The organism is Mycobacterium sp. KBS0706 (genome assembly GCF_005938675.2).
Lineage (GTDB): Bacteria > Pseudomonadota > Alphaproteobacteria > DSM-16000 > Inquilinaceae > Inquilinus.
The window spans coordinates 71,704-83,412 of the sequence record NZ_VCCH02000016.1 but is presented as its reverse complement, the minus strand read 5'-3'; the positions used below and the strand labels follow the sequence as shown (position 1 = coordinate 83,412).

Below are 11,709 nucleotides of genomic sequence, written 5' to 3'. Positions count from 1 at the left end.
CGCAGGAGTCCCCCTCACCCGAAATCGCTGTGCGATTTCGACCTCTCCCCAGGGAGAGGTGCGTGGCCGCCGCGCTGTTTCCCTCTCCTCGGGGAGAGGGAGGGGCCCGGCCGAAGGCCGGGAGGGTGAGGGGGCGACACCGGCGGTGGAAGCATGAGCGAGGTCCTCGACATCCTCCTCGCCGCCAGCTTCTGGGCGGCGGCTTTGCGCATCGCCACGCCGCTGGTCTTCGGCACGTTGGGCGAGCTGATCTGCGAGCGCGCCGGGGTGCTGAACCTCGGCATCGAGGGCATCTTCACCGCCGGCGCCATGGCCGGCTGGATGTGGGTGTACCAGGGCGGTGACCTGTGGACCGGCGTCCTGTTCGCGGCCGGGGTGGGCGCCGCCTTCGGCCTGCTGCACGCGCTGCTGACCGTGCCGCTCGGCCTGTCGCAGCACGTCACCGGCATCGGTGTCACGCTGCTGGCCACCAGCCTCTCCTACTTCACCTACCGCATGGTGCTGCCGAACGCCTCGACCCCGCCGCGGATCGAGCCGTTTCAGCCGGTGGCGCTGCCCGGGCTGTCCGACCTGCCCTGGATCGGCCCGGTGCTGTTCCAGCAGACGCCGCTGACCTATCTGGCCCTGGCCGCCGTCGCCATCACCGCCTGGGTGTTGTACCGCACCCCGCTCGGCCTCGCCCTGCGCGCGGTCGGTGAGAACCCGGCGGCGGCCGAGGCGCAGGGGCTCGACGTCGTCGCGGTCCGCCTCGGCGCGGTGATGGCCGGGTCGGCGCTGATGGCGGTCGGCGGCGCCTTCCTCACCATGTCGGCCTTCAACGCCTTCTTCTTCGAGATGGTGGCCGGCCGCGGCTGGGTCTGCATCGCCCTGGTGGTCTTCGCCTCCTGGCGGCCGGGCAAGGCGCTGCTCGGCGCGCTGCTGTTCGGCGCCTTCGACGCCTTCCAGGTGCGGCTGCAGCAGCTCGCCGGCGGCGTGGTGCCCTATCAGATCTTCCTGATGCTGCCCTATCTGCTCAGCATCCTGGCCCTGATCGCCATGTCGCGCCGCGCCGCGGTGCCGAAGGCGCTGATGGTGCCGTATCGCAAGGGGGAGCGTTAGACTGTGCCCCCTGGCCCGTGCTAGGGAAGAGACATTGCGAGCCGGTCGCAAGGCGGGAGTGTGGGAATGAGCGAGAAGCTGCGCCTCTATGTCGGTTACGATTCGCGCGAGGACATCGCGTGGCAGGTCTGCCGTCATTCGGTGCTGCAGCACGCGTCGAAGCCGGTCGAGGTCTCGGCCCTGAAGCTGCCGGAGCTGCGGGCCCAGGGCATCTACACCCGCCCGGTCGACACGCTGGGGTCGACCGAATTCACCTTCAGCCGCTTCCTGGTGCCGGCGCTGGCCGGGTATCGGGGCTGGGCGGTGTTCTGCGACTGCGACTTCCTGTGGTTCGCCGACATCGCCGACCTGTTCGCCCAGGCCCAGGACCGCTATGCGGTGATGGTCGTGCAGCACGACTATCAGCCGAAGGAAGCGGTGAAGATGGACGGCAAGCCGCAGGCCGCCTATCCTCGCAAGAACTGGTCCAGCCTGATGCTGTTCAACTGCGGCCACCCGGCCAATGCGACGCTGACGCCGGAGGTGGTGAACCGCGAGACCGGCGCCTTCCTGCACCGCTTCCAATGGCTGTCCGACGACCGGATCGGCTCGCTCGACACCGGCTGGAACTGGCTCGAGGGTTGGTACCCGAAGCCGGCGAAGGGATACCCGCAGGCGGTGCATTACACCCGCGGCGGCCCGTGGTTCGAGAACTACCAGGATGTCGACTACGCCCAGGAATGGCGCGACGCCGCCGCCGAGGTGCAGCGGCTGGGCATCCACGCCTGAGGGGCTACTCAACCACGCTGTGCCAGCCGTCGGTGATCGGCAGCAGCAGGCACGTGGCCTGGGGCAGGAACTGTTCGGCGAAGAAGCGGGCCTGGGCCAACTTGGCGGCGCGGAACTCAGGGCCGCTGTCATCGGACAGGGCGGCGAGGGCGGCCCGGGCCGTCAGCCAGCCGCCGGCCACGAGGCCGAACATCCGGAGGTAGTGCACCGCGCTGGCCGCGACGGCGGCCGGATTGCCGGGCGCTGTCTCGACCACCCAGTCGGTTGCCGCCATCAGCGCCGCCAAGCTGCCCCCCAGCCGGTCGCGGATCAGCACAGCTGACGGGAACGGGGCGCTGGGCAGATCCACTATGGTCTGTGCCATCTCCTCGAACAGCGCCAGCGCCGCCGCGCCGCCGTCGCGCGCGACCTTGCGGAACGCCAGGTCGTTGGCCTGGATGCCGTTGGTGCCCTCGTAGATCGGCGTGATCCGGGCGTCGCGCAGGAACTGGGCGGCGCCGGTCTCCTCGATATAGCCCATGCCGCCATGCACCTGGATGCCGGTCGAGGCGACCTCGCAGCCGACATCCGTGCTCCAGCCCTTCACCACCGGGGTCAGCAGGTCGACCCGGGCCTGCGCCTTCGCCCGCTCGGCCGGGTCGGGATGGCCGCGGGCCAGGTCCAGCGCCGCGCCGGCGCTGTAGGTCAGCGCCCGCGCCGCCTCGGTCAGGCTGCGCATCGACAGCAGCATGCGGCGGACATCGGGATGGGCCGCGATCGGCGCCGAGGCATCGGATCCGATCGGCTTGCCCTGGACCCGGGTCGCGGCATAGGCCTCGGCCGCCTGGGTGGCGCGCTCGGCGATCGCAACGCCCTGCAGGCCGACGGTCAGCCGGGCGTTGTTCATCATCGTGAACATGTATTCGATGCCGCGGTTCTCCTGGCCGATCAGGAAGCCGGTGGCGCCGCCGGCGTCGCCATAGGCCATGACGCAGGTCGGGCTGGCATGGATGCCCAGCTTGTGCTCCAGGCTGACGCAACGGAGGTCGTTGCGCTCGCCAGGGTTGCCGTCGGCGTCCGGCAGCAGCTTCGGCACGAGGAACAGGCTGATGCCCTTGATCCCGGCCGGCGCGTCCGGCGTGCGGGCCAGCACGAGATGGACGATGTTCTCGGCCATGTCGTGGTCGCCATAGGTGATGAAGATCTTCTGGCCGGTGATGCGGTAGCTGCCATCCGCCTGGCGCTCCGCCCTGGTCCGAACCGCGCCGACGTCCGATCCCGCCTGCGGCTCGGTCAGGTTCATGGTGCCGGTCCAGACGCCGGAGACCAGCTTCGGCAGGTAGGTCCGCTTCTGCTCGTCCGAGCCATGGGCCTGCAGCGCCTCGACCGCGCCCTGGTTCAGGACCGGGCACAGGCCGAAGGCCAGGCTGGCCGATTGCCACATCTCCGACACCGCCATCGCCACCGCCCAGGGCAGGTCCTGGCCGCCCCATTCCGCCTCGAAGGGCAGGGCGTTCCAGCCGCCGTCGCGGTACCGGGCATAGGCCTCGCGGAAGCCGGGGGCGGTGCGCACCACGCCGTTCTCCAGCCGGGCGCCCTCGCGGTCGCCGGTGGCGTTCAGGGGCGCGATCACCTCGGCGGCCAGCCGGCCGGCCTCCTCCAGCACCGCCTCGACCAGCTCCGGCGTGGTCTCGCTTTTGCCGGGTAGGGCGGCGATGCGGTCGAGCCCGACCAGATGCCGCAGCACGAAGCGCATGTCGGAGATCGGCGCGGCATAGGCGGTCATCGGACGACTCCCAGGTTCCCCGATGGCGCGGGGTTTCCGTTTACGTAAAGGGGAGATTTCACCGAACCGGCGCCGAGATCAAGCCCCAGCCGCTTGTCCAGGAAGCTCAGGGCCCGCACCTCGGCATCGTCGACCGGGGTCCAGCTCGGGCTCAGCGCCGGCGGGTCGGCGATCGGCTGGGCCCGGTCCAGCATCGCCGTGGTCGGGGCGGTGAAATCGAAATTGTGCTGCTGGCCCGGATAGACGATCAAGCTGACCACGGCACCCTTGGACAGCCAGGCGTCGAACAGCGTGTCGCAGGCCGCGGCCGGGGTCACGGTGTCGGCCGCCCCCATCAGCACCAGGAGCGGCGTGTCGCCGACCGGCTGGGCGTCGGTCATGTACTGGTTGCAGCGGGGATAAAGGGCGATGGCCGCGGCGAAATGCGGCGCCGTCTTGGCGATCAGCGCCTGCCGCATCGTCGCCGTGGCGGCGACGGCGGTGGTGCCGCCCTGCGACCAGCCGAGCACGGCGATCTGCTTGGGATTGATTTCCTTGCGGGTCTGCAGGTATTCTAGGGCTCCGACCGCATCCTTGACGCGCAGCTCGACCGGGATCGTCGACAGGCCGACCGAGACGATCTCGCGATAGCCGCGCGGGGTATAGCTGTCGACCAGGAGCATGGCATAGCCGCTGGCGGTCAGCCGGGTGGCCCAGCGGTCATGTGCCGGGGCATAGCCGCCCGACCCGTGCAGCCCGACCACGGCCGGGAAAGGGCCCGCGCCCGGCGGCAGGAACAGGCGTCCGGTGATGACCTCGCCGGACAGGCTCTTGAACATCACGGTCTCGGCCGGCGCCATGCCCTGGGCCCGGGCAGGCCGGTCCAGCACCGGCGCCACGGCCAGCAGCAGGATCGCAATGCACAGGCGAAACATGCTCAATCCGCCCCTCCGCGCGGCCCACCGGGCAGCAGTGTTTCACGACTTGGTTTTCGAGGGAACCTCGTCCTGTATGAAGCGTTCCCCAAATGCATCGCCTCGTCGGGCTGATGTGGCCGGAGTGATGAAATGACCGCACAGAAGCCGGCGCGGGACATTCGGATCGATTTCTTTCGTGGTCTCGCGCTAATCATCATCTTTATAAACCATACGCCCGGGAACATTGTCGGAATGTTCACGCCGCGGATGTATGGGCTGAGCGATGCGGCGGAGATTTTCATCTTCCTGGCCGGACTGTCTTCGGCCATGGCGTTCGGCCGCAGCTTCGGCCGGGCCGGATTCCTGGCCGGGCTCGGCCGGGTGGCGCTGCGCGTCTGGCAGCTCTACCGCGCCCATCTCGGCATGTTCATCGTCATCTGTGCCATCATCGTCGTGGCGAACCGGATGTTCGGCGAGCCGAACTACATCTCCCGCCTCGGCATCGACCGCTTTTTCCAGGATCCGGGCGGATCGCTGGTCGATCTCCTGTCGCTGCATTATGTGCCGAATTACTTCGACATCCTGCCGCTGTACATGCTGCTGCTGGCGGCGATCCCGGCCATGGTGCTGCTGGCGCGGATCTCGCCGGCCCTCGTGGTCGCGACCTCGGCGGTGCTCTATGTCGGCGCGATCGTGGGCGACTGGAACCTGATCGCCGATTCCACCACCGGCCGCGGCTGGTTCTTCAACCCCTTCGCCTGGCAGACCCTGTTCGTCGCCGGCTACGGCTACGGCGCCGGCTGGTTCGAGGTGCCGCAGGCGGCGCGCGGCCGCATCACCGTGGCGCTGGTCTATCTCGTCTTCTGCGCGGCGCTGGCGCTGTCGCTGGTGCGGCTGGACGGCGGCCTGTTCGCCGGCATGCGCGACATCCTCGAGCCGATGGCGCGGAAGACCGATGTCGGCCCGCTGCGCCTGCTGCACTTCTTCGCTCTGTCCTATGTGGTGATGTCGCTGCTGCGCGCCGCGCCGGGCCTGATCACCCCGCGGGGGGCGGAGCCGGTGGCCGTGATGGGCCGGCACTCGCTGTCGGTGTTCCTGCTCGGCATGGCCCTGTCCTTTATCGGCGGCATCGTCCTCGACCAGGCGGGCCAGGGCCTGCTGCCGCATCTCGCGGTCAATCTCGGCGGCATCGCGCTGCTGTGGGCCTGGGCCCGCGGCGCCGCCTGGTTCAACGGCCAGCCCTGGAGGCAGGGCCGCAACCCGCCGGCCAAGCCCGCTCCGGCCTTCCGCATCCGCCCGGCGCGGACCGCGCCGATGCCGGCCCCGGCCATGGCCCGGCTGCGCCTGGCGCCGCGGCGGGCGCTGTAGTTTCCCACCCCTTCGCGAAGTCGATCGACGGAATGGTCTATGCCATCCGTGTATTGAGACGGAAGGGGCGCCGGATCCGGTAAGTCATCCCGCCGCCCTGTGGGCAGTTCCAGGGTTCGCCGTGAAGTTGCCATGGAATTGCCTCAATTTGAAAACGGCGTGCCGACTGGAAGACGTCCGATCGGCTGGAGATGAGTATGGTTGCCGGATCGTTGGGGTCTCGGCTCTCGCGGGTTGGTATCGTCGGCATCTTGGCCGCTCTGGCGGCCTGCGGGCCGACTCCGGGCGAGATGCAGCTGAACTACGCCTCGCAGCAATGCTCCTATGGCGATCCCTATGCCTGCGACTCCGTGGGCCCGCTCTCCTACCAGGCCCAGGCGGAGCGGCAGCAGCAGGACACCAACGCCGCGGTGGCGGCCGGCCTGCTGGCGGTCGGCGGCATCGCCCTCGGCGCGGCCCTGGCCGATGATGATGGCGGGCACCACCACTATCATGGCGGCGGCTGGGGGCGTCGCGGCCACTGGTGAGGCGGGCGCGGCCGGGATGACCGCGCCCGGCCGCTTCCCTCAGTAGCTCAGCTTGGGATACCAGTCCGTGCCCCGGCCTTCCGGGGTGCAGTCCAGCACCATCCACAATGGCGACGGGTCGGGGGCGCCGCGCGGGTCCTGGCCGGGATCGGCGGTGTCGCCGGTCATCTCCTCGGCCCAGAAGTGCCGGATGCTGCCGTCGCGCCGGGTGAACACGTGCAGCGCCGGAAGGTCCGACCCGTCGGGCCCGATGGCGAAATAGTCGCGCGAAAAGGCGCCGTCGGCGTCGCTGACCAGCCGCAGGTCGCGCCAGCCGCGCTCGCGTTTCCAGTCGGCAAGGCGGGCGAAGGGCGAGCGCGCGACGACGGCAAGCGCGGCGCGCTGGCCGATATCGGCGGCGTTGGCATCCCAAGCATCCAGCAGGTTGGTGCACATCGGGCAGGGGCGCTCGCGCTGCGGCCCGAACATGTAACTGTAGACCACCAGCGTCTGCTTGTCGCCGAACAGGCCGGCGAGGTCGGTCGGGCCGTCCGGCCCCTCGAAGCGGTAATCGCCGGTCACCGGGCCGCCGGGCGGCAGGGCCCGGCGCTGGGCGGCGACGCGCTCGATGTGGCGCCGCAGCTCGATCTCCTCGGCCAGCAGCGCGGTGCGGGCGGCGCGGTACTCGGCGCTCTCGTTGGGAATCCGGACGGTGGTGGCGCGGGCCAGCTCGGCCGCGGGGGTCAGGGTGTCGCTCTTGGCCATCGGGCGGTCCTCCTCATGGGGTCGACGCACCTGGTCGCCGGCGAGGTGCCGGAATCGACAGCGGATGACTCTAAAACCGATCGGGATGGCCGGTGGTGCCGCCTACGCCTTGACCACCTTGCCCGGGTTCATGATCCCGGCCGGGTCGATCGCCCGCTTGATCCGGCGCATCAGGTCGATCTCGACCGCCGATTTCCGCTCGGCGATCTCGTCGCGCTTCATCAGGCCGACGCCGTGCTCGGCGCTGATCGACCCGTCCAGGGCGGCGACGATGTCGTGCACCCGGTGGCTGATCTCCTCCCAGCGCGCCATGAAGGCGGCGCGGTCGGCACCCACCGGCTGGTTCAGGTTGAAATGGATGTTGCCGTCGCCGAGATGGCCGAAGCCCACCACCCGCACGCCCGGCACCATCGTTTCCGCCAGCGCCGTCGCCCGCTCCAGGAACTCCGGCACCTTCGCCACCGGCACGGCGATGTCGTGCTTGATCGCTCCGCCCTCGAAGCGCTGGCCTTCGACGATCGCCTCGCGCAGACGCCAGAAGGATTTGCGTTGCGCCTCGCTCGACGCGATCGCGGCGTCCGCCACCAGACCGGCCTCGAAGCCGCCGGCCAGGATCGTCTCCAGCTGCTCCGCCAGCGGCGCGTCGGCGGCGGGGGAGGACAGCTCCAGCAGCACGTACCAGGGATGCGGCTCGGCCACCGGGTCGACGGTGCCGGCGACGTGGCGCAGGGCGAAGTCGATCGCCAGGCGCGGCATCAGCTCGACCCCGGTGACCGACCCGCCGGCCTCGGCCCGGGCGCGGCCGAACAGGGCGACGGCGGCGGCCGGGTCCGGCACCGCGACCAGCGCCGCCGCCACCGTGCGCGGCCGCGGGAACAGCTTCAGCACCGCGGCGGTGATCACGCCCAGCGTGCCCTCGGCGCCGATGAAGATCTGCTTCAGGTCGTAGCCGGTGTTGTCCTTGCGCAGGGCGCGAAGGCCGTCCCAGACCCGGCCGTCGGGCAGCACCACCTCGAGGCCCAGCACCAGGTCGCGCATGTTGCCGTAGCGCAGCACCGCGGTGCCGCCGGCATTGGTCGACAGGTTCCCGCCGATGCGGCAGCTGCCCTCCGCGCCCAGGCTCAGCGGGAACAGCCGATCGGCCGCCTCCGCCGCCGCCTGCACCTGGGCCAGGATCACCCCGGCCTCGACCGTGATGTGGTCGCCCTCGGCATCGACCTCGCGGATCCGGGTCAGCCGGTCGGTGGCCAGCAGGATCTGTCCGGCCTCGGCCACGGCGCCGCCGCACAGGCCGGTGTTGCCGCCCTGCGGCACCACGGCGATGCCGCGCCCGGCGCACAGCGCGACCACCGCCGCCACCTCGGCGGTCGATGCCGGGCGCACCACGATCCCGGCCGTGCCCTGGTACTTGCCGCGCCATTCCTTCAGATAGGGCGCGAGATCCGCCGCCTCGTGCAGCACGCCCTGCGGGCCGGCGATGGCGATCAGGGCGTCCAGCAGCGCGGCGTCGGTCATGGGTCGCTCCCTAGGATCGCGGGGCCGCGGCACGGCGCAGCCGGTCGTTGATCGCGGCACCCAGGCCGGATTCGGGGATCGGCGCCACGGCGATGGTGCCGGCGCCGGTCTTGTCCAGCGCCCGCAGCATGGCGAACAGGTTCGCCGCCGCCTCGGCCAGGTTGCCCTTGTCGCTGAGGTTCATCACCTTCGGCCCGCTGCGCAGGTCGGGGCCGAAGGTCAGCAGCACCTCGTCCGGCCCGATCGCGCCGGCGTTCAGCCGCACCTGCGCCCGCGGCGCGTAATGACTGGCCAGCTGGCCGGGCGAGGCCGGCCGCTCCGGATCCTTCTCCGGCAGGGCGATGGGGCCCAGCAGGGCGGTCAGCTCCTCGAGCGTCACCCCGCCGGGGCGCAGCAGCACCGGCTGGTCGCCGGTCAGGTCCAGCACGGTCGATTCCAGCCCGACGGCGCAGCGCCCGCCGGCCACCACCAGCGACACCCGGCCGGACAGCCCGTCCAAAACATGGTGTGGAGTGGTCGGGCTGACGGCGCCGGAAACATTGGCGCTGGGCGCCGCCACCGGCCGGCCGACCGCGGCCAGCAGGCGCCGCGCCGCCGGATGCGCCGGCACCCGGATCGCCAGGCTGTCCAGCCCGGCCGAGGCCAGCAGCGAGACCGGCCCGCCCTCGCGCCGCTTCAGCACCAGGGTCAGCGGCCCGGGCCACAGCGTCTCGGCCACCCGCCGGGCGCGGTCGTCGAACAGCACCAGATCCTCGGCCTGCTCGGCATCGGCCAGGTGGCAGATCAGCGGGTTGAAGCTCGGCCGCCGCTTGGCCTCGAAGATCGCGGCCACGGCGCGGTCGTTCGTGGCGTCGCCGCCCAGGCCGTACACCGTCTCGGTCGGGAAGGCGACCAGGCGGCCCTCGCGCAGCAGCGCCGCGGCGCGGGCAATGCCGGCCGGGCCGTCGTCGACGATCTCGGTCTTGATCTGATCGGTGCTCTCCATGCCCGCTCTATAGCCCGATCCGCCGCCGCGGCGCCATGCGCTCGGGGGAAGGCCGCCATCCCTGGGGCGGACATCTCATGTTGCGCTGCAGCAAAAGCCGCGCGACACTTCGGCAAAACGGAGGGTGCGAATGGCCGGTCGGACGATCACCGTGGCACAGCAGAAGGGCGGGGCGGGCAAGACCACGCTGGTCGCGCATCTCGCCGCCGCCTTCGCCCGCCTGGGCCTCACGGTCGCCACCGTCGACATCGACCCGCAGGGCAGCCTCAGCCGCTGGGTCGACGCGCGTGGCGCCGACCCCGGCTTCACCCATCTCAGGATCACCGGCTGGCGCGTGCCGGCGGAGGTCGACCGCGCCCGGGCGGCGCATGACCTGGTGCTGATCGACAGCCCGCCGCACGCCGCCTCCGACGCCCGCATCGCGGTGCGGGCGGCGCAGTTGGTCCTGGTGCCGATCCAGCCCAGCCCGATGGACCTGTGGGCGACGCAGCCGACCCTGGACCTGGCGGCGGAGGAGAAGGTGCCGGCCCGGATCGTGCTGAACCGGGTGCCGCCGCGCTCGAAGGTCGCCGACGCGCTGGAGGTCGAGATCGGCCGGCTCGGCATCCCGGTGCTGCCGGCCCGGATCGGCAACCGCACCGGCTTCGCCGCCGCGATGCTGTCCGGCCGCACTTTGGTCGAAACCGCGCCGAGCACGAAGGGGGCGGAGGAGATCGCGGCCCTGGCGGAAGCTCTCCGCGCGTAGGCTTGCCTGCCGGCTCGTTTCCGGCGAGGCTGCGGCCCTCCGCTTGAAGCCCAGAGTCCGCGCCATGACCGCCGATCCCTTCGTCGCCTTCGCCGAAAGCCTCGCCGATGCCGCCCGTCCGGCGGCGATGCGCTGGTTCCGCACCGGCCTCGCGGTCGAGGACAAGGCCGACGACTCGCCGGTGACCATGGCCGACCGATCGGTCGAGCAGCTGATGCGGCAGATGATCAACGGCCGCTACCCCGACCATGGCATCCTCGGCGAGGAGCATGGTCGCGAGGGCATCGACCGCGACCTGGTCTGGGTGCTGGACCCGATCGACGGCACCCGCGCCTTCATCGCCGGCGTGCCCCTGTTCGGCTCGCTGATCGCCCTGGTCGAGAAGGGGAAGCCGCGGGTCGGGGTGATCGAGATGCCGGCGCTGGGCGAACGCTTCGTCGGCCATATCGGCCATCCGTCGCTGGCCGACGGCAAGCCCTGCCGCACCCGCGACTGCGGCGGCCTCGGCAACGCCATCCTCACCACCACCTCGCCGGAGGTGTTCTCGGGCGACTCCCTGAAGACCTTCGAGCGGCTGGCCGGGGCGGTGAAGCATCGCCGCTACGGCCTGGACTGCTACGGCTACGCCCTGGTCGCGCTGGGCTGCATCGACCTGGTGATGGAGCGCGGCCTGCAGCCCTATGACTACATGTCGCTGGTACCGGTGATCGAAGGCGCCGGCGGCGTCGTCACCGACTGGCAGGGCCAGCCGCTCGGGCTCGACTCCTCGGGCGAGGTCCTGGCCGCCGCCACCCCGGCCCTGCACCGGGCGGCGCTGGACGTGATCGGCCGCGGCTGATGCCGCGCCTGTACTTCGCCGGGCCGCTGTTCTCGGCCGCCGAGCTGGTGTTCAACGCGGTGCTGGCGGAGCGGATCGAGGCGCTGGGCTTCGAGGTGTTCCTGCCGCAGCGCGACGGGGTCGAGAGCCGCCGCGAGCCCTGGGCGTCGATGGCGCCGGAGCAGCGGCGCCGCGCCCTTTTCGAGCTTGACCGCGACCAGGTTTTCGCCTGCGACGTGCTGCTGTTCGTGCTCGACGGCCGGGTGCCGGACGAGGGCGCGGCGCTCGAGCTCGGCATGGCCTACGCCCATCGCCAGCTGGCCAAGCCCGGGCGCCGGCTGGTCGGGCTGCACACCGATGCCCGCGCCGCCTTTCTCGGCGCCAAGCTGAACCCGATGCTGGCGGTGCCGCTCGACGCCGTGTTCGACGACGCGGATGCGCTGCTGGGTTACCTCGCCGGCATCCGCTGAGCGCCGTCTTC

12 protein-coding genes are annotated in these 11,709 nt (G+C 71.2%); 7 read left to right on the top strand and 5 right to left on the bottom strand.

What is annotated here, in order from left to right:
• Positions 1-153: 153 nt before the first annotated feature.
• Both FFK22_RS11365 and FFK22_RS11360 read left to right on the top strand, forming a co-directional pair.
• A complete protein-coding gene (locus FFK22_RS11365) occupies positions 154-1,098 on the top strand; it encodes an ABC transporter permease (protein WP_138888497.1) in 945 nt (314 codons plus the stop codon).
• Positions 1,099-1,164: 66 nt separating this feature from the next.
• A complete protein-coding gene (locus FFK22_RS11360; RefSeq protein WP_138888498.1) occupies positions 1,165-1,866 on the top strand; it encodes a glycosyltransferase in 702 nt (233 codons plus the stop codon).
• 4 nt (positions 1,867-1,870) lie between these two features.
• Here the strand turns inward: FFK22_RS11360 and FFK22_RS11355 are convergent, their stop codons facing one another.
• Together FFK22_RS11355 and FFK22_RS11350 are read right to left on the bottom strand one after the other, a co-directional pair.
• A complete protein-coding gene (locus FFK22_RS11355) occupies positions 1,871-3,631 on the bottom strand; it encodes an acyl-CoA dehydrogenase (RefSeq protein ID WP_138888499.1) in 1,761 nt (586 codons plus the stop codon).
• Positions 3,628-4,545, bottom strand: coding sequence for a dienelactone hydrolase family protein (locus tag FFK22_RS11350; RefSeq protein WP_306770098.1), 918 nt, complete (start codon positions 4,543-4,545; stop codon positions 3,628-3,630). Before FFK22_RS11350 ends, FFK22_RS11355 begins: the two co-directional genes overlap by 4 nt.
• A gap of 132 nt (positions 4,546-4,677) precedes the next feature.
• Between FFK22_RS11350 and FFK22_RS11345 the strand changes: the two genes are divergently transcribed.
• Entirely contained in the window at positions 4,678-5,895 is a 1,218-nt protein-coding gene (locus FFK22_RS11345; protein WP_138888501.1) for an OpgC family protein, read from the top strand.
• A 251-nt stretch (positions 5,896-6,146) separates the two neighbouring features.
• Positions 6,147-6,422 carry a hypothetical protein gene (locus FFK22_RS11340; RefSeq protein ID WP_138888502.1) on the top strand — a complete coding sequence of 92 codons (276 nt, stop codon included), beginning with the start codon at positions 6,147-6,149 and terminating at the stop codon, positions 6,420-6,422.
• Positions 6,423-6,461: 39 nt separating this feature from the next.
• On the opposite strand, the gene FFK22_RS11335 is transcribed toward FFK22_RS11340, so the two are convergent.
• The 3 genes from FFK22_RS11335 to FFK22_RS11325 form a co-directional block, all read right to left on the bottom strand.
• Positions 6,462-7,166 carry a DUF899 family protein gene (locus tag FFK22_RS11335; RefSeq protein WP_138888503.1) on the bottom strand — a complete coding sequence of 235 codons (705 nt, stop codon included), beginning with the start codon at positions 7,164-7,166 and terminating at the stop codon, positions 6,462-6,464.
• A 102-nt stretch (positions 7,167-7,268) separates the two neighbouring features.
• On the bottom strand, positions 7,269-8,681 hold the full coding sequence (locus FFK22_RS11330; RefSeq protein WP_138888504.1) for an FAD-binding oxidoreductase: 1,413 nt from the start codon (positions 8,679-8,681) through the stop codon (positions 7,269-7,271).
• Between the two features lie 10 nt (positions 8,682-8,691).
• Positions 8,692-9,666: an L-threonylcarbamoyladenylate synthase gene (locus tag FFK22_RS11325; RefSeq protein WP_138888505.1), complete on the bottom strand. Its 975-nt coding sequence runs from the start codon at positions 9,664-9,666 to the stop codon at positions 8,692-8,694.
• 130 nt (positions 9,667-9,796) lie between these two features.
• Between FFK22_RS11325 and parA the strand changes: the two genes are divergently transcribed.
• From parA to FFK22_RS11310, 3 genes are all read left to right on the top strand, one after another.
• Positions 9,797-10,411: a ParA family partition ATPase gene (gene parA / locus FFK22_RS11320; protein ID WP_138888506.1), complete on the top strand. Its 615-nt coding sequence runs from the start codon at positions 9,797-9,799 to the stop codon at positions 10,409-10,411.
• A gap of 64 nt (positions 10,412-10,475) precedes the next feature.
• Positions 10,476-11,249: a histidinol-phosphatase gene (gene hisN / locus FFK22_RS11315; RefSeq protein ID WP_138888507.1), complete on the top strand. Its 774-nt coding sequence runs from the start codon at positions 10,476-10,478 to the stop codon at positions 11,247-11,249.
• Complete coding sequence (locus tag FFK22_RS11310; protein ID WP_138888508.1) at positions 11,249-11,698, top strand: nucleoside 2-deoxyribosyltransferase domain-containing protein; 450 nt, start codon at positions 11,249-11,251, stop codon at positions 11,696-11,698. Before hisN ends, FFK22_RS11310 begins: the two co-directional genes overlap by 1 nt.
• Positions 11,699-11,709 lie beyond the last annotated feature (11 nt).

What these genes read in the sequence shown, in the direction of transcription:
- FFK22_RS11365 (WP_138888497.1), top strand. Translation starts at nt 154, where the DNA reads ATGAGCGAGGTCCTCGACATCCTCCTCGCCGCCAGCTTCTGGGCGGCG.
- FFK22_RS11360 (WP_138888498.1), top strand. Translation starts at nt 1,165, where the DNA reads ATGAGCGAGAAGCTGCGCCTCTATGTCGGTTACGATTCGCGCGAGGAC.
- FFK22_RS11355 (WP_138888499.1), bottom strand. Translation starts at nt 3,631, where the DNA reads ATGACCGCCTATGCCGCGCCGATCTCCGACATGCGCTTCGTGCTGCGG.
- FFK22_RS11350 (WP_306770098.1), bottom strand. Translation starts at nt 4,545, where the DNA reads ATGTTTCGCCTGTGCATTGCGATCCTGCTGCTGGCCGTGGCGCCGGTG.
- FFK22_RS11345 (WP_138888501.1), top strand. Translation starts at nt 4,678, where the DNA reads ATGACCGCACAGAAGCCGGCGCGGGACATTCGGATCGATTTCTTTCGT.
- FFK22_RS11335 (WP_138888503.1), bottom strand. Translation starts at nt 7,166, where the DNA reads ATGGCCAAGAGCGACACCCTGACCCCCGCGGCCGAGCTGGCCCGCGCC.
- FFK22_RS11330 (WP_138888504.1), bottom strand. Translation starts at nt 8,681, where the DNA reads ATGACCGACGCCGCGCTGCTGGACGCCCTGATCGCCATCGCCGGCCCG.
- FFK22_RS11325 (WP_138888505.1), bottom strand. Translation starts at nt 9,666, where the DNA reads ATGGAGAGCACCGATCAGATCAAGACCGAGATCGTCGACGACGGCCCG.
- parA (WP_138888506.1), top strand. Translation starts at nt 9,797, where the DNA reads ATGGCCGGTCGGACGATCACCGTGGCACAGCAGAAGGGCGGGGCGGGC.
- hisN (WP_138888507.1), top strand. Translation starts at nt 10,476, where the DNA reads ATGACCGCCGATCCCTTCGTCGCCTTCGCCGAAAGCCTCGCCGATGCC.
- FFK22_RS11310 (WP_138888508.1), top strand. Translation starts at nt 11,249, where the DNA reads ATGCCGCGCCTGTACTTCGCCGGGCCGCTGTTCTCGGCCGCCGAGCTG.